The organism is Streptomyces sp. NPDC051109, from assembly GCF_044455885.1.
Classification (GTDB): Bacteria; Actinomycetota; Actinomycetes; order Streptomycetales; family Streptomycetaceae; genus Streptomyces.
In genome coordinates this window covers 211069-234597 of the sequence record NZ_JBITFF010000014.1, presented here as the reverse complement: position 1 = coordinate 234597, position 23529 = coordinate 211069, and the positions used below count along the sequence as shown (strand labels likewise).

The 23529-nt window shown below is 72.1% G+C and carries 27 protein-coding genes and 2 pseudogenes; 15 read left to right on the top strand and 14 right to left on the bottom strand.

All coding sequences use genetic code 11. The features are described from left to right. The 4 genes and pseudogenes from ACIBAD_RS25490 to ACIBAD_RS25475 all read right to left on the bottom strand — a co-directional run. Positions 1–232: pseudogene (locus ACIBAD_RS25490) on the bottom strand (sulfate ABC transporter substrate-binding protein); the annotation flags it as partial. A 272-nt stretch (positions 233–504) separates the two neighbouring features. Continuing rightward, positions 505–576, bottom strand: coding sequence for a putative leader peptide (locus ACIBAD_RS25485; RefSeq protein ID WP_398908669.1), 72 nt, complete (start codon positions 574–576; stop codon positions 505–507). 175 nt (positions 577–751) lie between these two features. Next, entirely contained in the window at positions 752–1210 is a 459-nt protein-coding gene (locus ACIBAD_RS25480) for an RrF2 family transcriptional regulator (RefSeq protein ID WP_398908653.1), read from the bottom strand. Between the two features lie 126 nt (positions 1211–1336). Next, positions 1337–2548 (bottom strand): acyl-CoA dehydrogenase, encoded by a 1212-nt coding sequence (locus tag ACIBAD_RS25475; RefSeq protein ID WP_398908651.1) that lies wholly within the window; start codon positions 2546–2548, stop codon positions 1337–1339. A gap of 472 nt (positions 2549–3020) precedes the next feature. Here ACIBAD_RS25475 and ACIBAD_RS25470 point away from each other — a divergent pair, with 472 nt between their 5' ends. Continuing rightward, positions 3021–3104: a putative leader peptide gene (locus tag ACIBAD_RS25470; RefSeq protein WP_324617234.1), complete on the top strand. Its 84-nt coding sequence runs from the start codon at positions 3021–3023 to the stop codon at positions 3102–3104. Between the two features lie 224 nt (positions 3105–3328). Continuing rightward, complete coding sequence (locus tag ACIBAD_RS25465; protein ID WP_398908650.1) at positions 3329–3892, top strand: winged helix-turn-helix domain-containing protein; 564 nt, start codon at positions 3329–3331, stop codon at positions 3890–3892. A 76-nt stretch (positions 3893–3968) separates the two neighbouring features. Here ACIBAD_RS25465 and ACIBAD_RS25460 read toward each other — a convergent pair whose 3' ends face one another. Further along, positions 3969–4400, bottom strand: coding sequence for a hypothetical protein (locus ACIBAD_RS25460; RefSeq protein ID WP_398908648.1), 432 nt, complete (start codon positions 4398–4400; stop codon positions 3969–3971). A 95-nt stretch (positions 4401–4495) separates the two neighbouring features. Continuing rightward, positions 4496–5158 (bottom strand): DedA family protein, encoded by a 663-nt coding sequence (locus ACIBAD_RS25455; protein ID WP_134067801.1) that lies wholly within the window; start codon positions 5156–5158, stop codon positions 4496–4498. A 151-nt stretch (positions 5159–5309) separates the two neighbouring features. Here ACIBAD_RS25455 and ACIBAD_RS25450 point away from each other — a divergent pair, with 151 nt between their 5' ends. Then, positions 5310–5681, top strand: coding sequence for a BlaI/MecI/CopY family transcriptional regulator (locus ACIBAD_RS25450; protein ID WP_134067800.1), 372 nt, complete (start codon positions 5310–5312; stop codon positions 5679–5681). Beyond that, complete coding sequence (locus ACIBAD_RS25445) at positions 5678–6616, top strand: M48 family metalloprotease (RefSeq protein ID WP_398908646.1); 939 nt, start codon at positions 5678–5680, stop codon at positions 6614–6616. The genes ACIBAD_RS25450 and ACIBAD_RS25445 overlap by 4 nt, the downstream gene beginning before the upstream one ends. Positions 6617–6734: 118 nt before the next feature. On the opposite strand, the gene ACIBAD_RS25440 is transcribed toward ACIBAD_RS25445, so the two are convergent. Next, positions 6735–7412 (bottom strand): phosphatase PAP2 family protein, encoded by a 678-nt coding sequence (locus tag ACIBAD_RS25440; RefSeq protein WP_398908644.1) that lies wholly within the window; start codon positions 7410–7412, stop codon positions 6735–6737. A 271-nt stretch (positions 7413–7683) separates the two neighbouring features. Next, the gene (locus ACIBAD_RS25435) at positions 7684–8520 is read right to left on the bottom strand and encodes an undecaprenyl-diphosphate phosphatase (RefSeq protein WP_134067797.1); all 837 of its coding nucleotides are present in this window, start codon (positions 8518–8520) and stop codon (positions 7684–7686) included. A 739-nt stretch (positions 8521–9259) separates the two neighbouring features. Here ACIBAD_RS25435 and ACIBAD_RS25430 point away from each other — a divergent pair. Beyond that, positions 9260–9610: a hypothetical protein gene (locus ACIBAD_RS25430; protein WP_398908642.1), complete on the top strand. Its 351-nt coding sequence runs from the start codon at positions 9260–9262 to the stop codon at positions 9608–9610. A 318-nt stretch (positions 9611–9928) separates the two neighbouring features. On the opposite strand, the gene ACIBAD_RS25425 is transcribed toward ACIBAD_RS25430, so the two are convergent. Continuing rightward, on the bottom strand, positions 9929–11095 hold the full coding sequence (locus ACIBAD_RS25425) for a CopD family protein (RefSeq protein WP_398908640.1): 1167 nt from the start codon (positions 11093–11095) through the stop codon (positions 9929–9931). 94 nt (positions 11096–11189) lie between these two features. Here ACIBAD_RS25425 and ACIBAD_RS25420 point away from each other — a divergent pair, with 94 nt between their 5' ends. Next, positions 11190–12080, top strand: a complete 891-nt coding sequence (locus ACIBAD_RS25420; RefSeq protein ID WP_134067794.1) for a LysR family transcriptional regulator — start codon at positions 11190–11192, stop codon at positions 12078–12080. A 115-nt stretch (positions 12081–12195) separates the two neighbouring features. Then, positions 12196–12378: a 4-oxalocrotonate tautomerase DmpI gene (dmpI, locus tag ACIBAD_RS25415; protein ID WP_054224821.1), complete on the top strand. Its 183-nt coding sequence runs from the start codon at positions 12196–12198 to the stop codon at positions 12376–12378. Positions 12379–12519: 141 nt separating this feature from the next. Here the strand turns inward: dmpI and ACIBAD_RS25410 are convergent, their stop codons facing one another. Further along, complete coding sequence (locus tag ACIBAD_RS25410) at positions 12520–13083, bottom strand: hypothetical protein (protein WP_398908637.1); 564 nt, start codon at positions 13081–13083, stop codon at positions 12520–12522. 380 nt (positions 13084–13463) lie between these two features. Here ACIBAD_RS25410 and ACIBAD_RS25405 point away from each other — a divergent pair, with 380 nt between their 5' ends. The 4 genes from ACIBAD_RS25405 (at position 13464) to ACIBAD_RS25390 (ending at position 16250) form a co-directional block, all read left to right on the top strand. Continuing rightward, on the top strand, positions 13464–14111 hold the full coding sequence (locus tag ACIBAD_RS25405) for an SRPBCC family protein (RefSeq protein ID WP_398908635.1): 648 nt from the start codon (positions 13464–13466) through the stop codon (positions 14109–14111). A gap of 49 nt (positions 14112–14160) precedes the next feature. Then, entirely contained in the window at positions 14161–14622 is a 462-nt protein-coding gene (locus ACIBAD_RS25400; RefSeq protein ID WP_398908633.1) for a pyridoxamine 5'-phosphate oxidase family protein, read from the top strand. Positions 14623–14816: 194 nt separating this feature from the next. Next, entirely contained in the window at positions 14817–15371 is a 555-nt protein-coding gene (locus tag ACIBAD_RS25395; protein WP_398908631.1) for a hypothetical protein, read from the top strand. Between the two features lie 282 nt (positions 15372–15653). Continuing rightward, positions 15654–16250 carry a hypothetical protein gene (locus ACIBAD_RS25390; RefSeq protein WP_398908667.1) on the top strand — a complete coding sequence of 199 codons (597 nt, stop codon included), beginning with the start codon at positions 15654–15656 and terminating at the stop codon, positions 16248–16250. Here the strand turns inward: ACIBAD_RS25390 and ACIBAD_RS25385 are convergent. Beyond that, positions 16226–16876, bottom strand: a complete 651-nt coding sequence (locus tag ACIBAD_RS25385; protein WP_208328874.1) for a hypothetical protein — start codon at positions 16874–16876, stop codon at positions 16226–16228. The two genes, ACIBAD_RS25390 and ACIBAD_RS25385, sit on opposite strands and share 25 nt — an antisense overlap. Positions 16877–17058: 182 nt before the next feature. Between ACIBAD_RS25385 and ACIBAD_RS25380 the strand changes: the two genes are divergently transcribed. The 4 genes from ACIBAD_RS25380 (at position 17059) to ACIBAD_RS25365 (ending at position 20865) form a co-directional block, all read left to right on the top strand. Then, entirely contained in the window at positions 17059–17913 is an 855-nt protein-coding gene (locus tag ACIBAD_RS25380) for an alpha/beta fold hydrolase (RefSeq protein WP_398908628.1), read from the top strand. A gap of 95 nt (positions 17914–18008) precedes the next feature. Then, a complete protein-coding gene (locus ACIBAD_RS25375; RefSeq protein ID WP_398908626.1) occupies positions 18009–18707 on the top strand; it encodes a nucleotidyltransferase domain-containing protein in 699 nt (232 codons plus the stop codon). 183 nt (positions 18708–18890) lie between these two features. Continuing rightward, complete coding sequence (locus ACIBAD_RS25370) at positions 18891–20126, top strand: cytochrome P450 (RefSeq protein WP_398908624.1); 1236 nt, start codon at positions 18891–18893, stop codon at positions 20124–20126. Between the two features lie 148 nt (positions 20127–20274). Next, a complete protein-coding gene (locus ACIBAD_RS25365) occupies positions 20275–20865 on the top strand; it encodes a hypothetical protein (protein ID WP_166681918.1) in 591 nt (196 codons plus the stop codon). 3 nt (positions 20866–20868) lie between these two features. Here the strand turns inward: ACIBAD_RS25365 and ACIBAD_RS25360 are convergent. The 3 genes and pseudogenes from ACIBAD_RS25360 to ACIBAD_RS25350 all read right to left on the bottom strand — a co-directional run. After that, a pseudogene (locus ACIBAD_RS25360) lies at positions 20869–21267 on the bottom strand (IS5/IS1182 family transposase); the annotation flags it as partial. A 64-nt stretch (positions 21268–21331) separates the two neighbouring features. After that, entirely contained in the window at positions 21332–21967 is a 636-nt protein-coding gene (locus ACIBAD_RS25355) for a VOC family protein (RefSeq protein ID WP_134067787.1), read from the bottom strand. Positions 21968–22233: 266 nt separating this feature from the next. Then, a complete protein-coding gene (locus ACIBAD_RS25350; protein ID WP_398908621.1) occupies positions 22234–23460 on the bottom strand; it encodes a PP2C family protein-serine/threonine phosphatase in 1227 nt (408 codons plus the stop codon). Between the last annotated feature and the right edge of the window lie 69 nt (positions 23461–23529).

Genomic DNA, 23529 nt, shown 5'->3' with positions numbered 1-23529 from the left:
TGGCGATCAGGCCTTCCTGGATACCGACCAGCGCGGTGGCGTGGGTCAGGTTCGGGAAGTACCCGATACGGACCTCGGACGCGGAGAGCTTCTTGTCGCCGGTGGCCGCGGCGTTGGCCTTGTCGTCGACCTTCTTCGCCTCGGAACCGTAGCCGCAGGCGGTGAGCAGCAGGGGAAGCGCCGCTGTGACGGCGATGGCGCGCAGGGTGGTGAGCGGTCTTGCGGCAGACACGGAGGTGTCCTTTCACGGGATGGTGTTCGGGGATGTGCGGCGAAAAGGGCGACGCGAAGCCACCGGCACACACGACTTGAATCGGTGGGTGTCGGATTGAATCGGTGGGTGTCGGACGCCCCGGAGACGGTCGTCGAGCCCGTGCGTCGGACGCCCGCGCTGGAAAGCGCGCGATCGGTGCGGGCGGCCGAGGGGCCTGCCCGGCCGACGGAGAGCGGAGTGGGACGGCGTCAATGGTGCGCAGCGCACCCGGAGCCGGCCCGGCGAGGGTGTCAGCCGGGCTGACAGATGGCGCTGGACGTGCGGCCGAGGTCGATGTGTCGGCGGGAGGTCAGAGGCGGCATCCGGCCTGCGTGGTGGAGTTCTCGCACGGCCAGCCTCCCTTGATCCCTAGTTTTCCTACCTGGTTGGTAGGCATATTGGCAGAGCCGGACACCAGCCCCAAGGGGTTGACCGCATGGTGGACGTCCACATCTCGCGATACGAGAAACCGCAGGTGGGGGAGGGGTCAGGGAGGGGTCAGGGATTGGTCCAGGCCCCGGGTGTATCGGCCAGTGCCGATACGCCGGAGGGCAGGTCGGAGGCCGCGACGTCGGCGAGGCTCACGCCGTCGAGGATCTCGCGCACGTTGGCCCGCAGCGCGATCCACAGGGGGAGCAGCGACTGGGCGGGGCCGGTGTAGGACAGGTCCGGTGGGCGGACGCCGCGCACCGAGACGAGCGGCCCGTCCACGACGCGGATGACGTCCGCGATGCTGATGGACCGGGCGGGCTTGGCCAGCCGGTAGCCGCCGTTGCCTCCGCGCTGGCTGAGGACGAGGCCGCCGCGGCGCATGTCGTTCAGGATGCCCTCAAGGAACTTGTGCGGGATGTCCTGGGCGTCGGCGATGGCTTCGGCCTTGACCGGCCCGTCATCCTGTGCCGCGGCAAGCTGCAGTGCGGCACGTACCGCATAGTCCGCCCTGGCTGAGATCCGCATAAGGCCATTATCCGGCATGGATCCGACCGGCGTCCGCCGTGGGTGGTCGTAGGCTGCCGGGCGGGTGCTCGTGCCCGGCAGCCGAGGGTCCGGGCCGCGGATCCGCGGCTACCGCGGTGCCCCGCGTCAGTGGAAGGCGGCCGCCACCGCGCGGTGGGAGCCGTTGAGGTAGTGCTCGCCGATGGAGCGCAGGCGGTGCGCGACCGGGCGGTGGGCGGTCAGGACCCGGGCGTTGCGCCAGAACCGGTCCAGGCCCGGGGCGTCGGCGAGTTCCAGCACCCGGGCGGTGATGTGCAACGCGGCCTTCGACATCACTGCCTCGGCCGTGGCGACGAGGGCGGCGACGCCCGCCGGTACCTCGGCATCGAGCTGCGCACCCCTGGCGAGGGCCTGCGCCATGACCTCCGTCGCCCGGTCGACCACGGCGGTGGCCGTCTGGGCGGCAGAGGCGAGTTCCCCGTACGTCAGGAAGAGGTCCGGGTCCTCGCCGGGCAGCCGGTGTGCGCGGCCGCCCCGGCTGAGGTCGCGCGCCTCGGTGAGGGCGCCCTCGGCGATGCCGAGGCCGACGTGGCACAGGGCGAGCCGGAGCGCCGGTTCCGCGAGCGCGGTGACGGGTGCCGTCGACTCCTCGTCGTGCGGCCGGCGGCCCAGCACCTGGTCCGGCGTGATGGTGACCCGGTCCAGGACGACCTGGCCCGCTCCGGCGACCCGCTGCCCGAGCCGGTCGTGGGCGGGTTCGACGGTCACGCCCCGTGCGCCGGGTGGGACCCGTACGACCAGTACCTCGCCGGTCGCGGCGCAGACGGCATCCACCACGATCTGGTCGGCTGCGGCCACCGCCGTGTCCACGGACCGGCGCCCGTTCAGCAGGTAGCCGGTGGGCCGCGGCCTCAATGCGAGGTCCGGTCCCTCGGCGTCGTCGTGGGGCGCGGGGGTACGGACCGCCCCGGTCCACAGCCATTGCTCGCGCACCGACTCCTCTTCGAGGGCGGCGGCGTGCTCGCGATCCGCGTAGAAGCGTCCGCTCCAGGCGTGTACATAGTGCCGGGCGAGCAGGTCGCCGACGGAGCTGTCCGCTGCGGCGATCTCCCGGATGACGGCGCATCCCGTACGCCAGTCCGCTCCGCGGCCGGGCCCGGGCGGGGTGAGGGCCGCAGGCAGGCCGGCCTCGCGCAGCCGGGCCGTCTCGTCGGTCGGCGGCTTGCCGGCCTGGTCGCGGACGATGGCGTCAGCGGCGAGGTCGTCCGCAACATCGCGGGCGGTGCGCAGGAGCGCGCGGTGCCGCTCGTCGGCGGACCGGCCGTCGGCGGGGGCCGGTGTCGTACCCGTGGGCGTCACCGGCAGGCCCCGGTGCCGCGGTGTGGCGCGGGGGCTGGGCGGACAGCGGTGCCGTCGGGGCTGGCGGTGGTCATGTCGGCTACTCCGGAACGTTGTTGGGTGGCGTCGGCCGGTTGCTGGGCGGTGGGGGAGGCGCACGCAGGCTGGAGGCGGGGGGCGTGCGAGCCGACCGCGACCGGCAGGTCGAAGAATCCCCACGTTTCCCATCGGATTGATAGGGATACTCGCCCGAAGAGGCCTTCCCGGCAAGGGCGTGACCGAATGATGGACAATTCGATCTCGGGATGAAAGACGATGCCGGTCAGCGGCGGGTGCGTGGGGTCGCGACCGGATTCTCCGTCAAGGAGTGCGTGCAGTCAGGGGAGTTCGGCCCGGCCCTGCCCCGTCCCCGCAGACCCTCCCGCCGGCCATTTCCTATGCAATCAGTAGGGAAGTATTGACGCGTGTCCGCCGCGCACCCCACGATGTGCCCATGTCCCCGTCGCAGCCGTTGCTCGTACGCCGCAGGCACGTTGACCTCCGTCGCGTCGCCAGCGCCGTCTGCCGACCCGTCTAGGGCCTCTTCCTCAGGGCATTCCCCGATGCGCGCCGGCGTTCCGGCCGCGCTCGTCTCCGTGCGTCGCACCGTTCGTGAACCCTCCCCTCGGGGGCGGCGTGCACGTCACCCCGGCGCGCGCCGCGCCGACCCTCCCGGTCGACTCCGTCACGGAGACACGGTGCCCTGCCGCGCCCGAACGCCCGGCCTCCGTACCTCACTCCGCGCAGCCGAAGGGGCTCATCGTGACCACCGCCATTCCCGCATCCGCACCTGCACCCGCCGTCCGCCGTTCCCCGGCCCCGCGCCTCCAGCTGGTCGGCGACCGCCCTACCGGAGTCCCCGCCGGCGGGACCGGCGGCGGGCGCGTCGGATACCTCGTGTTCCTGCCGGCGAACGTCGACCCGGTGGCGCTGATGCAGGCGCACGGCATACGTCCGGAGATCCATCCCCTCGGGATCGGGTTGCCCCAGGCGCCCGGGTCGGAGCCGGCCCCGCGCCCCGACCCCGTCCGGCTCGACGACGCGATACAGGTGGACCGGGCCCGTAGGCTGGTCGAGGTCGACGGGCGCGAACTGGATCTCACCTACCTGGAGTTCGACCTCCTGGCCCACCTCGTGGCCCACCCGTACACGGTGCACACGCGTGATGCCCTCATCTCGGGCATCTGGGGGTACGGGCACATCGGCGACGGCCGTACGGTCGATGTCCACGTGGCCCGGCTACGCCGCAAGCTCGGACCCGTCTACCGTGACCGCATTTCGACCGTACGCCGCGTCGGCTACAAGTACGTTCCCGACCACCAGTAGCCGCCGGGACCGGGGCCGGGCTGGGGGAGACCCGCTGTCCCGTACCGGCCCCGGGCGCCGGGGCGCAGCCCCGCCGCTACTTGAACAGGTGGTCACCGGGGGTGGCCATGCGGTGGGTGCCGCCGTGGCGGTTCACCCGGTCGCGGACGAGGTTGACGGCGTTGGCGCACTGCCGGCTGTCGTCGTACTCGCGCACTCCGGTGAAGGCCCCGTAACCCGCGATGATCCCGTTTCCGAATCCCATGGTGATGTCGCTGTCGCCGTAGTCCATCACCCGGCGTCCGGCCGGGAATCCGGAACCGGACCGGTCGAAGGCGCCTCGGACCTGGTCGCGGGTTCCGGTCGTCGTGATGCCCTCCAGGCTGCCGAGCCTGCCCTCCAGGCTCTTCCAGCCCCTGCCGCCGACGTCCGGGGTGTTGCCGCCGTGGTACTCGTAAACCCGTAGAGCACCTGGATCCCGGCCGCCGTCAGCCGTTGGGCCTTGTCCCGCAGTCCGGCGACGCTGCACCCGCGGTTCTCCTGCTCTCCGCAGTAATTCGGGTCCTTGATGTCCAGCCAGACCATCGTCAGCCGGCGCCCGGGGTGTGGCCCTTCGGGCGGCAGTCAGGGGCGGGCGGCGCGACGGGAGCGGAGTACCTCCAAGGCGACCGGGATCAGCGAGACCGCGGCGATGACCGCGATGATCGGCAGCAGGTAGCGGTCGACGTCGGGCACGGAGGCGCCGAGCGCGTATCCGGCCAGGACCAGGCCGACGGTCCACAGCAGACCACCCAGGACCTGCCAGAGGGCGAACGTGCGGGCCGGCACGTTCAGGACCCCGGCGAGCGGGTTCAGTACGGTCCGTACGATGGGCAGGAAGCGGGCCAGGACGATGGCCTTCGCGTACCCGTAGCGTTCGAGGATCTCTGCCGCCCGTGCGGCGCCTTCGCCGATCTTGCGGGACTTCGTCCGGGTAAGGAACGCGGGCCCGGCCTTGCGGCCCAGCAGGTAGCCGGTCTGGGCGCCGGCGAGGGCGCCGCCCGCGGAGGCGAGGAGGACCCAGGGAAGCGACAGGTGTCCCGGGGAGGCCGCCGAGCCCGCGCACAGCAGTCCGGCCGTGAACAGCAGCGAGTCCCCGGGCAGGAAGAAGCCGACGAGCAGGCCCGTCTCGGCGAACAGGACGACCGCGATGCCGATCGTCCCGAACGTTGCGAGGAGGGATTGGGCGTCGAGCAGGTTCACGGCGAGGTGCACCGGCGGCGCTGCGGCGAGCTGTGTCAGGGGCATCGGCACGGTCCCATCGATAATGGTGGTCGGGGCGGGGTTCGCCGCCGCAGGCAAGAGGCTGCCGGACCGCACGGGTGCCGGCCACCTCATCGTCTACAAGACAGTAGTCCGTCTACCTCACTGTAGGCGATCTCTCCGAGGGGAAGGTTTCATGGCGGACAGCGCGAGCGAACGACGGCCGGCCGGCGAGCTGGAGTCCAGTGTTCTGGCGGCGCTGTGGGCGGCGGGGAAACCGCAGTCCGCGGCTCAGGTGCGAGAGGCGATACCGCAGCCGCTGGCCCGGACCACGGTGGCGACGCTGCTCGCCCGGCTGCACGAGAAGGGCGTCATCGACCGGAACCCGGGCGGGCGGGGCTTCCTGTACTTCCCGCTGGAGGACGCGCACGGCCTCACCGCCCGCCGGATGCACCGTGAGCTCGACCAGGACGGCGACCGCAGTGTCGTTCTGGCGCGGTTCGTCGAAGGGCTCAGCCCCGACGACGAGGCGGAGCTCAGGCGCCTGCTGGAGGGAGGCGGTCGGTGATCGTCCTGCTGGTCGTCCCCCTCCTGCTGCCCTGGGCGCTGCCGGCGCTCGCCCGCCGCGTGGCCGCCCGGGTGAGGCCCGACGTCGCGCTGTGGACGATCACCACCGCCTCCGCGGCGCTCGCCGTCGGGGTCGTGGCGTGCCTGGGCGTCCTGCTGTTGCCGCTCGCGCTGGCGGTCCCGCCCCTGGCCGCCCTCGTACACCTGGTCCAGCCGCTCCAGGCGGGGCCGGCGCCACTGGCCCTCGGGACGTCGGCACTGTCCGCAGCGGTCGTCGCGGTCACCGGTGCCACCGTGGTGCGGCGCGGATGGTCCGAGGTGAAGCGCCTGCGCAGTGCCCACGGCGATGTCGCCCACCTTCCGCAGGTCGCAGGGGTGTGCGTACTGGACGACCCCCGCCCGGACGCCTACGCCCTGCCCGGGCTGACCGGTACGGGGCGGGTCGTGGTGACCAGCGGCATGCTGCGCTCCCTGGACCCGCACGGGCGCGAGGTGCTCCTGGCCCACGAGCGCGCTCACCTCGCCTCGCGCCACCACCTCTTCCTCGCCGCCGCCCAGTTCGCCGGATGGTGCCACCCGGCGTTGGCCGCGGTCGTTCCCCAGGTGTCGTTCGCCGCGGAACGCGCCGCGGACGAGGCCGCCGCCCTCGCGACCGGCGACCGGTCGCTCGCCGCGCAGGCCGTGGGGCGCGCCGCGCTGGCCGGCACGCGTGGCGGCAGGCGGTCCGAGGGATCCGTGCTTGCGGCGGGCGCTGTCACCGGACCCGTCCCCGCCCGCGTGAAGGCCCTGCTCGCACAGGCGCCCGCCCGGCGCATCGCCCCCGCGGTACTGGCCATGGCCCTGCTGTGCGGCGCGGCGGGCGCCTCCTCCGTGGCCGGAGCGGTCTGGCTGCACCGCGGGGTCGAAATCGCTCAAGGGGAGCACCCCTCCGACTGAAGTCCGACCGGCCCGCAGACCTGCTCGGACCGGCGGCTCCTGCAGTCACCGGATCGTGCCCGCCAGAACCCTCCCGCCCCCGCGTCGCAACTCAGCCTCAGTCCTCAGTCCTCAGTCCTCAGTCCTCAGTCCTCGGCCCTCGGCTCTCGGCCGTGGGCCGGTCGCCGGTGCGCGAGAGGTACGCGAAGGCGAGGAGGGACAGCCAGGCGGTGGCGAAGAGCCAGCCCCCGAGGACGTCGGTGAACCAGTGGACTCCGAGGTAGACGCGGGTGAGGCCGACCGTCGCACCCCACACGGCGATTGCTGCGGCCGCGGCCCGGGGCACCCTGGAACCGCGCAGGAAGAGAGCGGCGATCAGGAGCCCGGCGGTCATCGCGCCGGTGCTCGTATGGCCCGAGGGGAAGGACCAGCCCGAGGCCTGGGTCGCCCAGTCCGCAACCGCCGGGCGGGGGCGGGCGATCAGCATCATGACCGCATAGCGCACCGCCTGGCCCGCACCGAGGCACAGGACCAGTGCGGCGGCCGTGACGGCCCGTTGCCGGACGGTGTGGCCGGCGTGGATGCCCGCCAGTACGAGCAGGGCGTACGGGACGAACCCGGTGCCGGTGTGGGTGACGATGCGGGCCAGGGCCGAGGGGACGGCCGGGCGGTGCTCCACGGACCAGCGGTGCAGGGCCGCATCGGCGGGCGGCAGATGATCCGGAGCGCGTACGACCCACAGCGCCAGCAGGGCGAAGAGCACGCCGGCGGTCAGGGCCAGCCAGCCGGCTCGGTGTGCGAGTCGGGCGCGGGTCACGGGGAGGCCGGACGCGTCGGGCAGGCCTTCGGCCGGTCCGCCACCGCGAGCTCGTCGAGCGGGCTGACCGCGAGGGGGGTTGCGGTGTGGGCGGAAGCGGCCATGCAGGTGGAGCCTCTCAAGGGAACCGGGCGAGAGGCGACCGGGCGTGACACCCGGCCGACCACGCCGCCGCAGGTGGTCTACTGCACTGTAGACCAATGTGGGGTAAGGGTGGTGTCAATGGCCGGTCGCCGGCCGATCGCAGACCGGCCGGCGAGCGCAGGCCGGCTCAGGCGGTGAGGACCCCGGTTCCGAGAAGGCCGAAGAGCAGGAGTCCGATGACGATCCGGTAGATGACGAAGGCGTTGAAGGAGTGCTTGGCGACGTACTTCAGGAGCCAGGCGATCGAGGCGTAGGCGACGGCGAAGGAGACCGCGGTGCCGACGGCCAGGGGGAGGGTGTCCACGCCGGCGCCGACGGCGTCCTTCAGCTCGTACAGGCCCGCGCCGGTCAGGGCGGGGATGCCCAGGAAGAACGAGAGGCGGGTGGCCGCGACGCGTTCGAGGTCGAGGATGAGACCGGTCGACATGGTGGCGCCGGAGCGGGAGAAGCCGGGGAAGAGCAGGGCGAGGATCTGCGAGCAGCCCACCAGCATCGCGTCCCTGAGGTCGGTGTCGTCCTCTCCGCGCTTGTGACGGCCCATCTGGTCGGCGGCCCACATCAGGCCGCTGCCGACGATGAGGGAGCCGGCGACCACCCACAGGGAGGCGAGGGTGCTCTCGATCAGCGGCTTGGCGGCCAGCCCCACGACGACGATGGGGATGGTGGCGTAGATGACCCACCACGCGAACTTGTAGTCGTGGTGGTAGCGCTCTTCGCGGTTGGCCAGGCCGCGTCCCCACGCGGTCACGATCCGCACGATGTCCTTGAAGAAGTACACCAGGACGGCGGCGATGGCGCCGACCTGGATGACCGCGGTGAACGCGACGACGGCCTTGTCGTCCACCGGGATCCCCATCAGCCCCTCGGTGATCTTCAGGTGGCCGGTGGAGGAGACCGGCAGGAATTCCGTGACCCCTTCGACGATGCCGAGGACCGCTGCCTGTCCGATGCCGATGGTGCTCAATTCGTCCGTCCCTGGGGTTGGTCCGATGTGTTGGCGGTGAAGCGCCGACCGGGCCTCGGGTGCCGGCGGGTGCCGAGCCGGTCGCCGTGACGCGGCGGGTGCCGTGGGAGGAGCGCGGGCATGGCGCACTCGGGGAAGACCCTCACCGTCTACACGCGTGTAGAAGACGAGGGTGACTGTAGAGGATGGGCAGGGAGGCGGCCAACAGTGGACGGGCACGCCCACGCCGGTCCCGCGCACGAAGGGGACCGCCGCCTGGCCCACGGGAGGCGGGAGGCCGAGGTGCTCGCCGTACGCCGGTCGGCCTCCGTAGCGCTCACGCCCCGGGAGGTGTTGACCGCATCGGCGGCTGCCCGGCCTACAGCACGGGGCGACGATCCTGAGGCGCCCGTACGGCAAGGACGTGCTCGCCCGGGCGGCGCACGGGCGGGCCTTCGCCCATGCCCCGCCGCGGACGAACGGGGATTCGCCGTACGGAAGACGCTCCGGGCGGTGGAGGGGGTACAGGACCGCGAGGGGGTTCTCACACGCTTCCTCGACGACCTCTCCCACGGCGACGAGGCGTTGCCGCGCCGACTGCTGGGCGGCGATCCGGACGCGGGCCGGTAGCCGCGGGGTCTGCCGTGCGTCTGGCCGTACATCTCCCGCTGCTCCTCCCCCTGTTCGCCGCTCCGGGGGCCGCCGGCTGGCGGACCCCCTGGAGCCGCGGCCGGCCGCGCCGCTGCTGACGGCGGGTGCGGTGGTGCGCGCCGCGGGCAGCACGACGGTGCTGGGACCGCCGGCCCTCGCGGGTCCGGTCCGCATTCCGCTGATCGCCCCGCTGACCGAGCCGTCACCGGCGGTGCCGCAGCGCGCCGGTCCCGCGCTCGTCCCGCTCGCCGTGGTGGCCGCCCTGCCGCTGCTCTCCGTCGTGGCGACCGGCTCGCGCTTCGCGTTCCGCCGGGTGCGGGCGGCGTGCGCGGCGGTCCTGGAGGCCCCTGCCTCCCCGGAGAGGGTCCGGTGGTCGCCTTGGAAGGAACGGGCCGCCGACGCGTTCGCGATACCGGGGCTGCCCGCTCGCATCGGGGTGACCACCGGCATACGCCGCTGAGCGGGAGGTCATGCTCGCCCATGGGAGGGAGCATGTGCGGGGCCACCACCCTCTCTTCACCGCTGCCGTCCGACTGGCCGCCGCCGTGCATCCGTTGCTGCGTTCGACGGCCACGAGGTCGCGTACACCGTGGAGCGCCGGGCGGACGAGGCCGCGGTTCGGGCGAGCGGAGACCGGCGGCGGGTGGCCGTCACCGTGGGGAAGGCCGCGCCGGCGGCGAAGAACTCCGGAGGCCGGCGCGGACTGCCCGCCGCGGCCCTGGGGCTGCTCGGGCGGCCCCGGGGCGCGTTGGCCCCCGGCCCCGTCCCGGCCCCAGGGTCAGGCCGTGACCGAAGTCGTCCGTCGGGCGAGGGCGTCGGAGGCCTTGACGGTGGCGTAGAGGGACGCTGCCAGGGTGAGCACCAGCAGGGCGCCCACGGTGAAGATGCTGCCGTCCGAGACGGCGGGCGGGCTGCCGGCCTCGGAGCGGGCGGAGCCGCTCAGGAACGGGACCACGGCAAGGACGGCGATCCCGAGGACGACCTCGCCCCAGACGACCTTGGGGAAGTGCCGCAGGGTCAGGTGCAGGAGCGAGGAGGTGTCGTCCTCGGCGCGGGCCTTGGCGATGCGGGGCATCAGCCAGAACTGGTTCACGGCGCCCGCCGTCACCATGCCGAGGACCAGGAGGACCTTGACGAGGACGAAGAGCCCGTACGTCGTCGTCCACAGCTGGCTGACGGAGCCGACGTGCTTCCAGCTCATCCACAGTCCGGAGGTGAGCACCGCGCCGACGCTGACGAGGGCGACGAGGGCGAAACGGCGCCAGATGTCCGCCCACAGCAGGCCCGCGCCGTCGCCGAGGCGGCTGCGGGAGGCGGTGAGTGCGGCGAGGAAAGCCAGGCCGCCGACCCAGACGACGCCGCTGATGATGTGGGTCTGGCCGAACACGAGGTCCAGTACCTTGTCCGCGTCCTTCGGCTTGGTCGCCGGTACCGCCCCGATGAGCGTGACCGCAAGGCTCAGCGGCAGGGCGGTCAGCGCGAGGGTGTTCAGGTGCAGGCGTGCCCGCGGAACGAACAGCGCGATCAAGGCAGCTGAGGCGAGCACCAGAACGGCGTTCTGCACCAGGTGGATCGTGCCCTGCGCGATCCACGCGCCCTTGCCCGCCGGTGCGAGGAGGAAGTCCCAGATCCGGCCGGGCGAGAGGGCGTCGCCGAACGGCATGCCCTTTCCGGCCCGGGCCAGGCGTGCGGCGAGCTGGAAGTAGCCGGCGACGAGGAGGACGACCCCGGCCCAGGCCAGGTACCCCGCCGTTCTTCGTCTCATGACCTCCGCGTCACCGCTGTGGCTCTCCGGTGCGCGCAGTGCCGGGCGTACTGAGGCCGCGTAGGTCACCGTGGCGCCGATGGCTCCGGACAGGCCGATGAAATAGCCGGCCTTGGTGAGGACGCGCCAGAGCGGAGGCGTGGTGTAGCCGGCCTCGGCAGCCAGGTGTATGAAATGCATAAGGCGAGGCTAACCTAAATAAGGCTGCCCTTGTCTACTCCCTGCGGACACGAAACGACTACGCCCCGTCAGACGCCGTGGTTACAGTCGGCGGATGGAACTGCGGCAGCTGAGGTACTTCGTGACCGTCGCCGAGGAACTGCACTTCGGTCGGGCCGCCGACCGCCTGCACATCGTGCAGTCGGCGGTCAGCCAGCAAGTGCAGCGGCTGGAAAGGGAGCTGGGGGCCGGTCTGTTCGACCGCTCGCCACGCCATGTTCGACTCACCGGCGCGGGGGAGCGGCTGCTGCCCGAGGCGCGGGCCGTGCTCGCCGCCGCCGAACGGGCCAGGGCCGCCGTCCGGGTACAGGCCGGCCTGCGCCTCGGCACCAGCACCGGCCTCGGTGAACACCTGGACCGGGTGCTCGGGGACCTGGCCGTCCTCGCCCCCGACGCCCCGGTCCAGCTGGTTTCGGCCTCCGCTCACGACCGCCTGGAACAGGTCGCGGACGGCCGCCTCGACGCCGCGTTCGTACGTTCCCTGGAGCCCGCGCCGGGCGTGCGGATCCTGCCCCTGTGGGAAGACCCCCTGGTGGCGGCCCTCCCGGCGGCCCATCCACTCGCCCGCGAGACGGAACTGGCCGTCGCCGACCTGGCCGGCCTGCGACTCTGCATCACCGCCCGCCGCAACAATCCGGCCCTGGTCGATCTGGTCGTCGGAGCCTGCCACTCGGCCGGCTTCGAGCCGCTGCCCGGACCGGTCAGCGGCTCGCTCCAGGACACCCTCGCCACCATCGGCGCGGGCTCCGTACCGATGTGGACCGTGGTGTACGCGGCCCACGCGCGTGTGCTGCTCAGCCCCCGGGTCGCCTTCCGCCCGTTCCGCAGCCCCGGCCTGGCCCTGCCCATCGGCCTGGCCGTCCGCCGCGAGGACCCGCCGGCTGCTCTCGACGTACTCCTGAAGGCGCTCACCGGGCTCCCGACCGGCGACGATCACAACAGCTGATCGCTGCGGTCGCGGTCTGCTTCTTGGTCGCTCGGCACGGATCCGATGGACTGGGGTCACGTCGGTGAGCGACCCGGACAGGCCGGGAAGCCGCCGCTGGCAAGGGAGTTCGGACATGCCCATCGTCACCGTTCAGCAGGGTCCCCGCGACGTCGAGCTGAAGCGCGAGCTCGTCAAGCGGGTCACGGACGCGTTCGTCGACGCGTACAAGATCCCGGCCGAGACCGTCCAGGTGTGGATCCACGAGGTCCCGGCGGACAGTTGGGGCGCGGCCGGCACGCTCATCGCCGACAAGTAGGACCGCCCGCGCCGGTGACCCCCCGGCTCCGGTCGACGTCCCGTGACCCGGAGGCGGGATCCGGAGGCGTGACCCGGAGGCGGGGTCCGGAGGCGTTTGCCCGGGCCCTCGGGCCGCCGCGTCATGGGCGCATGCGCGCCCTCAGGGGCTCAGGCCGGCTTGCCTGAGCGCCACTTGGGACAGGTCGCGGATGACCTGCTCGTCTGCCCGGCGCCAGGCATCGGCGAGACCCTGCGGCGGAACGGAGACCGACGCGAGGTCTTTCACCGGCCCGGTCAGGGCGCGTAGGGCGAGCAGGTCGGCGCCGCCGGGAGCGTCGAGAAGACCTCGGATCCGAGCACTGCGCCGAATCCAGCGCACGCGCGGGGGAAGCCAGAGCGCCAGCACGATCGCCACCGAGGTGACGATCAGGACCCATGCGGTCAGGTCGGCCACACGGCCCACCACGTCCTGCATCGACTGCCCCGCATCGGAGAGCCCGTTGCCGGCCTCGGCGGCTGACTGAAGGGGCTTCTTCAGGACGCCCCCGACCAGCGGTACCTTCGAGGCCGCGTCCCCCGCGCCGTCGAGGCCGGAGGCAAGGCTGCCGCCCGCGTCCTCCACCTTCCGCCCCGGCTCGGCCAGCAGCATGATCCCGTCGTGGACGGCCAGCGCGAACCTCACCGCGACCACCACCAGGACCACGGCGATCAGGTCGGCGAGCATCTGCCGGCAGCGACGTGCTCGGGTCTGGGCGTAAAGACGCATCGGCGTACTCCTGTTCCGGCGCCGTCAACGGACGAGACCGGTCCCCGACCGGACGAGGGGCGACAGCCGTGACGGCGAGCCGCGGCCCACCGCCGACCGTACGCGGCGCCCGCCCCGTCCAGTCGTCTTCACATGCCGGTTTCACCGCCACACGGACGAGAGCGCCCCCGCGGGCCCGGCGCCGGACCATGCCCCGTCCAACCGGTGGCCTTCCATGGTGAGTTATGGGGTGTCACGAAACCTATTGCCCATCACACCGATCTGTTATAGCCTCTAACGACAGCTTGAAGCTCTGACGCTCGGAGACGCCCACCCACCGACACGCCGAAGGGGAACCCGTGCCCGGCATCCACCGCACCCGCAGCCACGCCCTGTTCGCCATCCCGCTCGCCATCGGCCTCCTCGGCACCGCCGCGTTACCCGCAGCCGCGGCCGCCACCCGCGGCGGGCCCCCCGCCAAGTCCCTCACCTGCCGCGGCGCCGGCGTCGACCCCGCCGCCCGAGTCCGCCACCGAGCCGAGATCCTCATCGACGCGCCGCTGCGCACGGTCTGGAAGCTGCAGACCGACGTCGAGCGCTGGCCGTCCTGGCAGACTCCGGTGACCACCGCGGAACGCCTCGACCACGGCCCCCTCCGCCAGGGTTCGGTCTTCCGGTGGACCACCCCGGTACCCCCCAACCCGACTCCGGCCACCAGCCTGGAGATCACCTCGACCGTCGAACAGCTCGGGTACCGCTCCTGCATCCGCTGGACGGGCCCCGCGATCGGCGACGGACTGCACATCGACGGCGTCCACGTGTGGAACTTCACCGAGGTCCCCGGTGGCGTCAGGGTGAGCACCGAGGAGACCCACAGGGGCCCTCAGGTCGACGCGGACGTTCCCACCGCGACCGCCATGCTCCGCCAGGGACTCGAAGCATGGCTGAGCGACCTCAAGATCACCGCTGAGGCTCGCGCCCACCGCCCCGTCGGTCATGGGGAGTAGGACCGACGCCCGATGCGCGCCGCGATGCCACTGCCTAGGGTCGGTACCCATGCAGAACAGGGAATTCGTCCGTCGCGAGGTGGCGGACCGCAGGCGCGACTGTCTGGAACGACTGGCCGCGGAACGGGACGTATGGATGGCCACGGCCCATCCTGATCACGGACCGCATCAGGTGCCGTTGTGGTTCTCGTGGGACGGCCGAGCCGTGTGGATGTGCACCGGCGCGACCTCCGCGACCGTGCGGAACATCCGAAAGGAACCGCGGGTGCGCCTGTCGCTGCCGGACACGTTCGACGTGGTGCTTCTGCAGTGCGAGGCGGAGTGCTTCACCGTCCGGGAAGTGCCCGGAGACGCGGCGGATGCGTTCGCCGAGAAGTTCGGGTGGGACCCGCGCACGGAGGACGGCCCCTTTCAGTACGTACGTGCCGTACCGCAGACCGTGCGCGCCTGGAGGGGCGAACGGGAGCTGCAAGGCAGAGTCATCATGCGCGACGGAACCTGGCTGGAGTAAAGGTGGTGCCGTCCCCCGGGGAAGCCCGGATGTGGCGGCACGTCGTTGACACCTGCCGAACGGCGTGCGACAAAGGCCCCATGGTTCCCGTGCCGACGCCGGGACCGGGGCCGGGTGAAAATGCACTGTCGCCACACGCGAGAATGTCGAACAGTGGGCACACCACCGCACACATGTGAACGGACAACTCTCCTTTGACCACGATTCCCGGATCCCGTGTCCCGGGGCGGACCTGGACGGTCCGTCTGACCGGACACGGTGACCACACCGTCTCCGTCACCTGCACCACCGAGGCGTGCCGCATGCCGCCCCGGTCCAAGGACACGGCGGCCATGCGACGGTTCGCCGCCGAGCACGCCCGCGCGCACGCCCGCCTCGCCACCGTCCGCCCCCACGCGGCGTGTGCCTGCCGGGCCGCCGAATGCGGGTTCCACGAGGACACCAGGGCCTCCTGCACCGGTGCCCCGCTGCTCGTCCTCATCCACAACCCGGCCGTCGGCCAGGTCTGGACCCTCGCCGAGATCTGCCAGGCCTGCGCACCCCTGATCTCCCACACCGCCGTCCTCGGCCGCGCCCAGCAGGCGACGCCTCCCCGTCCCGCCGCGGCATCCGCCCCCGCCTCGCCCCACGCCGCGCCCCCGACTCCGGCACGCGTGGCGGTGGCCGGCGGCTTCTCGTCCCCCGAGGCCGCTCCCGAAGCCGTCTCCCGCCGCCGCCCGCACCGAGGCGGCCCCCGGCGCACCCGCTGACGGCCGCGATACGACGCGCCGACACGCCGGCCGGCATCTGCGTCCGGACGTTCCGGTCGGGTGTGCACTGCAGGCGTGGCCGGCGGTGACGGCGAGGACCCGGGCCGTTGTCAGTGGTGGGCGAGAGCATGGGACGTATCGCTGAGCCGACAGCATTCCGAGGGGTTTTCCATGTCCGTATCCGTTTCCGGTCCTGCTGCAGACATCGCGTCCGTCCGGTTCTCCACCGGTTGGTGCGCCACGGACCTGGGGCGATACCGCTCCTGTGCGTCCACCTATGAGGTGTACCCCTTGGACAGCCTGCCGCCGCTGGATGCTGCGCGACTCGACGGCGGCTTCGGCTGGCTGGGCGGGGTGGACGGGCCGGGGTCCGAGCACGGTGAGCATCTCGCGGCCGTGGAGCGGGATCTGGCCTCGGTCGGGCTGGCGCTCCCCGAGGATTTCGCCGCCTTCTACGGCAGCGAGCGCCTCTGCCGCTCCTTCGACGAGGTCTCGGTGACGGCCTGCTGGAGCAACCTCTCCGGTCCGCTGCGCAGCCCGGCCGAGGAAGGTGCACGCCTCGTGCGGTTCCTGCGGGACCAGCAGGACTGCGTCATCTGGTACCTGTACCTCCGGCCTTCCGGTGAGGCGTTCGTCGTCTGCTCGCCGGTGGAGCTGGAGTCCGCCGGGTGGGGGTCGGACGGGGAGCCGGCGGAGGAGGTGCGGGTCGCGGTCGCCTCCTCGCTGATGCGCTGCGCCGGCACCTTCGAGGAGTTCGCGTACCGCTTCGTCGTGGAGAACGAGCTGTGGATCCAGCTGAACTCCGCCAAGCCTGACGGCCCGCTCGCTCCCCGCCTCCAGTCGTACGCCGACCACTACGGTGCCGCTGCCTCCTCCTGACCCGGTCGGGCGGTCGTTCCCGTTGGCGGGAGTCCGCCGGTGCCCACGGGGGTTGCGAAGCCGGCGATCTGGTCCCCGTCAGGTACGTCCTCGACCGTGACGAGGCGGCGGGGCCGTTCGAGTCCCCGGGATACCGCGTCGGCGAGTCCTTCGGGGTCCGGACGTACCGGGTACGGCGGCTGCTCGTCCTCGCCGTAGCTCTCGATCGCCTTCACGAAGTAGCCCGGGTGCCAGGCGCCGACGGCCCCCTTGACTTGGACCGCGGTCACGGCGCGGTTGCCGACGAGGTGCTTGAGCGCGACCAGGATCTCATCGGATCGCAGTTCACCCGCTACCTCGAACAGGCTGGCGTGAGCACCGACGAGGCCGCCGTCCCGCAACCGCACGGTCACCGTCAGGCAGCTGGTGACGCTCGGATAGGTGATGACACCCCCGGGTGCGACCTCCTTGACCTGCCCTTCGGTGACCGTCGCTCTGTCGGGCACCGCAGGGCCGGCCGCCGCGCGCGGTCTCCCGTGGGTGGGCTCGTAGAGCGCATTGTCAGCAGCCGTACCGGGTGAGGCCAGGGCCAAGGCGCCGACGAGGGCAACCGCGAGGGTGGCGACACCGCGCTTGAGTCCGATCACAACTCGGCATTCTCCCTCATCGGCTTCCCATCCTTGATCGTTGCCATCCAACCCTGATGATCATTAGGTTGTGTCATCGACGTTGAGTGACACAGGGCGCCTGCGGGTCTGGGTGGCGGCGGGGGAGCGGTTGCCACGCGCGTGCCGCCGATGCCGCAGGACATCAGAAGGTGAGTAGACAGATGCAACCGACGTTCGTACTGGTTCACGGAGCCTTTTCGAACTCCTTCTCGTTCGCGCCGCTCCAGGCCGAACTCGGCCTCCTCGGGCACCGTTCGGTCGCGGTCGACCTGCCCGGCCATGGCTTCGGGGCGACCTACACGCGTTCCTACCAGGTGCCGCAGGACCTCGACGGGCTCGCCACGGAACCCGGCTCGATCAAGGGCGTCACACTCGCCGACAACGCCGCGCACCTGATCGGGATCCTCGAAAGGGCCAAGCAGAACGGGCCGGTGGTCCTCGTCTCCCACAGCCGCGGCGGTATGACGGCCACCGCGGCGGCCAACGTGCGACCGGACCTGATCGACCGCGTCGTCTACGTCTCGGCCTGGTGCCCTGTCGACCTCGACGTCAGCGACTACTACGCCGAGCCGGAGATGGCCACGGTCGACGCCGCCTCCCTGGCCCTGGCGCTGGCTGGGAACCCGGCCGAACTCGGCCTGCTCCGCGTCAACTTCCGTACCGCGAATCCGGAAGCCCTCGCGGCCTTCAAGGCGGCCTTCCTCGCCGACGGCACCGACGAGGAGTTCCTGGCCTTCCTGAACACCTTCCAGCCCGACGAGAACCTGGACGTCGGCACCTCCGCGGACCGGGCACGGGCCGAGACCTGGGGCCGTATCCCGAAGACCTACATCCGCCTCGCCGATGACGCGAGCCTGCCGCTCGCCATGCAGGACCGGCTGATCCGCGAGGGCAACGCGCTGACGCCGGACAACCCGTACGACGTCAGCACCCTTGCGGGCAGCCACCTGAAGTGGCTTGTCGACCCGGCACCGGCAGCCCGAGTCCTGGCCGAACTCGCGATGCTGGACCGATAGTTCGAAAACAGGAAGAGAACGCCCCGACGAAGGCGCCGAGGCCGCGGCGGACTGCTCCACGCCGCCGCGGCCAGGTCGAAGGACATACTGCGATCATGGATGACCCTCTGCTCACCGCCCGCGAACTGGTTCGGGACCGATTTCCCGCCGCGCGGGCGGCCTTCCTCGCCGGCAGCGTGCTGACACACCGCCGGACGCCCACATCCGATCTGGACATCGTGGTCCTTTTGGACGGGCCGCCCGCCCCCAGCCGGGAGAACCTGGTGTACCGCGGCTGGCCGGTGGAACTGTTCGTGCAGACGGAGGCCGTCTGGCACGGCTTCGCCGACCAGGAGACCGCGAAGCGGAGTTCGCCGCTGCTCGCCATGTGCGCTGACGGCATGCTCCTGGTGGACACGGACGGGCTGGGCGCAGCGCTCCAGGACGAGGCGCGAAGGCGATGGGCCGCGGGCCCTGCGCCCCTGTCGGAACGTGAGCGTGACTACCAGCGGTACGTCCTGACCGACCTGCTCGACGACCTGCGCGGCTGCACGGACCCTGCAGAGCGGATGTACCTGGTCTCTCACATGCTGCAGCGTGCCTCGGAGCTGGCCCTGCTGGTCGGCGGGAACTGGCTCGGCGGAGGCAAGTGGTTGTCGCGGCGGCTGGCCGCTGCCAACCCCGGGCTGCACCGCGCGTTGTCCGAAGCCGCCGCGCAGGCGATCGCCGGGGATGCGACCGACTTCGCCGCGGTCGTGACAGAGGTGCTGGACCTGGCCGGCGGCCCGCTGTGGGACGGGTATGCCATCGGGTGACGCTTCCCGCCGGGGTTTCGCCCCGCCGGGGCGGCGGCGACACCCGAGAGGGGACCGAGTGCTGCCGACCGTACCCGCCCGTCCGGCGGACGCCCCGACGCGCTCTTTCGAACGGGCCGGGGGTCGGGCAGGATGCCCGGTGCACCGGGAACCCCCGGGCGCCGGCCGCGAGACGGAGGCTGTGTGTCAGCAGGGCACGAGCAAGCGGAACAAGCGCTCCGGGACGCGTTCTACCGCGATCCGTACCCCCGCTACGCGCTCGCCCGCCGCGCCGAGGGGCTGACCTGGATACCGGAGGTCGACGCCTGGTTGGTCGCGCGCGAGGCCGACGTACGGGAAGTCCTGCGACGTGCCGAGGACTTCTCCTCCGCGAACGCACTGCTACCGGACGTCCCGCTGTCGGAGGCCGCGCTCGGCGTCCTCCCGCGCGGGTTCGGGCCGCGGCCGACCGTGGTCTCCTCGGACGGCGCCGCCCACCTGCGCTACCGGGCCCCGCTGAACCGGGGCCTGTCCTCCGGCCGCATCGCGGCGCTGATGCCGTACGCGCGCGAGCAGGCGCGCGGGCTGGTGGACGCCTTCGCCGCGGACGGCTCGGCCGAGCTGGTGGAGGCGTACGCCCGGCGGCTGCCCGGACTGGTCATAGGGCGGCTCATCGGGCTGGATCCCGCAGACGTCCCCTCGGCGGTACACGGCGGCTACCGTGCCGAGGAACTGCTCTTCCGCCCGTTGACACCACCTGAGCAGGCGGCTGCCGCGGAGGACGTCGTGGCGCTCCAGCACGTGCTGGACGGGTACGTCCGCGACCGCCGGGCGCACCCCCGTGAGGACCTGTGCTCGGACCTCGTGGCCGCCTTGGCCCCCGGAGAGGGCGAGTTGACCCTCGACCAGCGTCACGAGCTCGTGGCCAATCTGCAGAACCTCTTGATCGCAGGCTTCCTGACGACGAGCGCGCTGATCTCCACCGCCCTGCTGCACCTGCTCCGCGACCGGGAGCAGTGGGGACTGCTCTGCTCCGATCCGACGCTGATCGGCGCCGCGGTGGAAGAGTGTGCCCGCTTCGACACGGCCATCCAGGGCTTTCGCCGGGTCACGACGCGGCCCGTGACGCTGGCCGGGACGAAGCTGCCGGCCGGGGCCACCGTCCTCGTGGCCTACGCCTCGGCCAACCGGGACGATCGCCGCCACGCGCGGGCCGACCGGTTAGAGATCCGCCGTCCCGCGGACCGGCGCCACCTCGCGTTCGGCCACGGGCCGCACAACTGCCCGGGCTCCCGGCTGGCCCGGGCCCAACTCCACCTGACGCTGGAGCTGTTCTCGCACGCCCTGCCCGGTCTGCGGCTGGACCCGCGCCGCCCGCTGCCCTCCATGCGACCCACCCTCATCCACCGTTCACCCGAGACCCTGCACGTGACCTGGTGAGCCCGGATCCCCACCGCAGCATCGACTGACGGTTGTCCCAACAGCCCATGAAATCAACCCGGTTCACGATCGCTTCCAAACGACTGACAGGGCCGCGGCGCCGTGCGAAGTTGTACGTGCAACGACCGCCGAGGGGGAAGGGGGACGCATGCCCGAGTACGCAAGTTCCGACGAGGAAGCGGAAAACGACCTCATCGCGTACTGCGAGAAGATCGATTTCGACCCCGAGTGGGTGGCCCCGGACAAGTGGGCCTCGTCCATCAGGATTGCGCAGCAGAAGCAGTACGGCTTCGTACAGGCCCGCAAAACGATCCTCACCGACCAGGAGGAGCTGGTCAAAGCGGGCGCCCGGGACGCCCGCAAAGCGAAGCTCGACTCGGACGCAGCGGATCTGCTCGCGCAGATCACGTACGACCACGCCCTGAAGGACTCGCTCGTCGTCACCATCCTCAACCAGTGCGCCGCCGCCTACGTGGGCGGGGAACGCGTCAATCTCGGCCTCGGCGGTTCCCCCATGGACCGCGGCGCCTACGGCGACCTCCGCGACGAGTGGACGGCTGCCGCGGAACTCGCCGACGGCGGCGTGTTCACCGAGTTCGTCAGCCACGCCCCTCAGAACAAGGCCGCGCTCGGCAAGGGCCAGGTCGGCAACACCCTTGCCAAGCGCAAGGTCCAGGGAAACCTTCTCGTACGAATCGCCGGCGTCCGCTTCAACATGCACATCGACATCGCGGACTAGGTTCTGGCCGCCTCGGCGTCCGCGCCGCAGGCGGTGGCCGATCTGGTCGGACAGCTGCGGGATGACCGCGCGGATCCCGCGTCGTCGCAGGTGGGACCGGCTGGCACGGGAGGAGTGGGCCCGGTCCGCGAGCACGGCCAACAGCCGGGTTCGGGGCCTGCCGGGCCCGCTCCGTGGCACGCGGATGCGGGCCACGACCGCTTCGAAGGCGGGCGCGTCGCCGGAGTGGCCCGCGGTGATGGTCAGGGCCGGGGGCCGTGCACGGTCGTCGGCAGCCGGGTGGGCCCTGGTGCTCAGGCCGCCGCGTGAGCGTCCGAGGACGTGGTCGGCGGGCTCGCCGCCGCCTTCGGCCCCTGTTGCGTGCTCCGGCGGATGCTGGTGGGCGCGGACGACGGTGGAGTCAAAGGGGCACCTCCTGGCCGGGAGAACCCGGCCGGCTGCTCCCGCGCGGCCGCTCGGGCCCTGGTCAGATCGTGACCGGGCCGTGGGCGGTGGCGAACTCGACCGAGACCAGGCCCGGTTCCTCATCCTCCACCCAGGTGACGTCGATCCGGTCGAGGGGGTGGTCGGCCGGTTCGCCGAGGAATTCGGCGATGGAGGTGGCGTCGCCGGCGATGGAGACCCCGTGGATGGTGGTGGAGGTGCGCGGGTCGGCGCTCGGGCGCTCCTCGATGGGGACCAACCACTGCAGGAAGTAGGGCAGTTGCGGGTCCTCCAGGAGCTCCAGCAGGCCGATCTGCTTCCACCTCAGGTCGAACCCGTCGGGGCGGACACGGTGGCCCTCGGCCGAGGTACGGCCGAGGCGGGCCTCGACCGGGGCGATGTCGTCGACGGAGACCACCCAACCGAGCCAGCCGCCGCCCTCGGCGGCGCGGCGGGCGACCGCCTGGCCGAAGGGTGCGCGGTCGGCGGCGGGGTGGTCGAGTGTGGTGACGACCTCGACGTAGGTGCCGCCGCTCAGCGGGAGAATGAAATTGCGGGTGCCGAATCGCGGGTGCACGCCCCCGTCGACGAACCCGGCGCCGAGGGCCGATCCGATCCACTGGACGGTGGAGACGAAGCTGTCGCGGGCCACCGCATAGGACACGTGATCAAGTCGCACTGCGCCATCATCACCCCACAACCCGCACAAATCCGGACGCCACGCCACGCCACGTCGCGCCCGCCGCCCCGGCCGCGTCCGCCGTGGATTCAGCCGGGGAGCGGATCGATCACCGTCATCCCGGCGGGGGAGGCCGGCCGAAGCCGGGCGGCGGCGCTGCCGCGACGCCGAGGCCCATGACCCGCTCGTCAGCCGCTGCGGGGTGAGCGCTGCTATACCGGTCCTGAGCGGTCAACGGTGTGCAGCGGCGCCTGACGCGCTGCAGTTCAGAGGCGGACGATGACGAGGGCGGAATCGTCGGTGGCTCCGCCGGGTGGGAGGAGGTCGAGGAGGATCGCGTCGGCGAGGGCCTCGGGGTCCCTGTCCTGGTGGCGAGTGAGGGCGCGGGCGAGGCGGGCGAGGCTCGTGTCGATGTCCTCGCGGCGGCGTTCGACGAGTCCGTCGGTGTAGAGCACGAGGGTGTCGCCTTCGGCGAAGCCCGTGGAGGCCTGGGGACGCGGCACGGGTTCCGGGCGGGCGCCGAGCGGGGGGTCGGTGGCCTGGTCGAGGAACTCGACGCCGCCGTGGGTGCGGAGCAGGGCGGGTGGGAGGTGTCCGGCGCTGCTGTAGGCGAGGGTGCGGGTGTCCCAGTCGATGTAGGTCTCGACCGCGGTGGTGTTCTCGGCGCCCTCGACGGAGCGGGCGTACAGCCCGAGGACCTCCAGCGCGCGGGCCGGGCCGTCGGAGACGAGGGAGGCGGCGCTGAGGGCGCTGCGGAGCAGGCCCATGACGCCGGCTGCGTTCAGGCCGTGGCCTACGACGTCGCCGACGGCCACCGCGATGCGGTCACCGGGCAGGTCGACGAGGTCGTACCAGTCGCCGCAGACGTTGAGGGCGCCGACGGCGGGTCGGTAGCGCACGGCGGCGCGGTGGTGGCCGATGTTGGCGGGAGTGGGCAGCATCGCCTCTTGCAGGGCGAGGGCGATCTCGCGTTCGCGGGCGTGGGCCTGTCGCAGGCGCTCATTGACCTCTTGCAGTTCCCGGGCACGGGTGTAGAGCTCGGCTTCCAGGACCCGGGTGCGGCTGCCGTCGGGGAAGCCGCGGGCCGCGATGAGCTCGGTGACCTCCTCGACCCGGTGCACGATCAGGACGACCCGGCCGTCGGGGCCGAGCACGGGGGCGTTGACCGGGCTCCAGTACCGCTCCTCCCACTCGCCGGGCCGCAGCGTGGACTGGACGTCGTAGCGCTGCAGGGCCATGGTGTCGCGTTCACCGGTGGCCAGGACCCGCCGGAGCGAGGCGTGCAGGTTGCGCGCCCCGCTCGCGGTGGGGTCGTCGGGGTTGTCGGGGAACACATCGAACAGGTAGCGGCCGATCACCTGCTCGCGGGTGCGCCCGGAGGCGCGCAGGAACTCTGCGTTCGCGTCCGCGTACACCAGCTCGGGGGTCAGCAACGCCACCATGCCCGGCAGCGTCTGGAACACCGCCGGGTAGTCGATCTCCACATCCGCCATGCCAGCTCGCTTCAGCGCCTGCCATCCCCGCTGATTTCCACGATAGGGTCCCGCCGGTGTTCGCGCCGC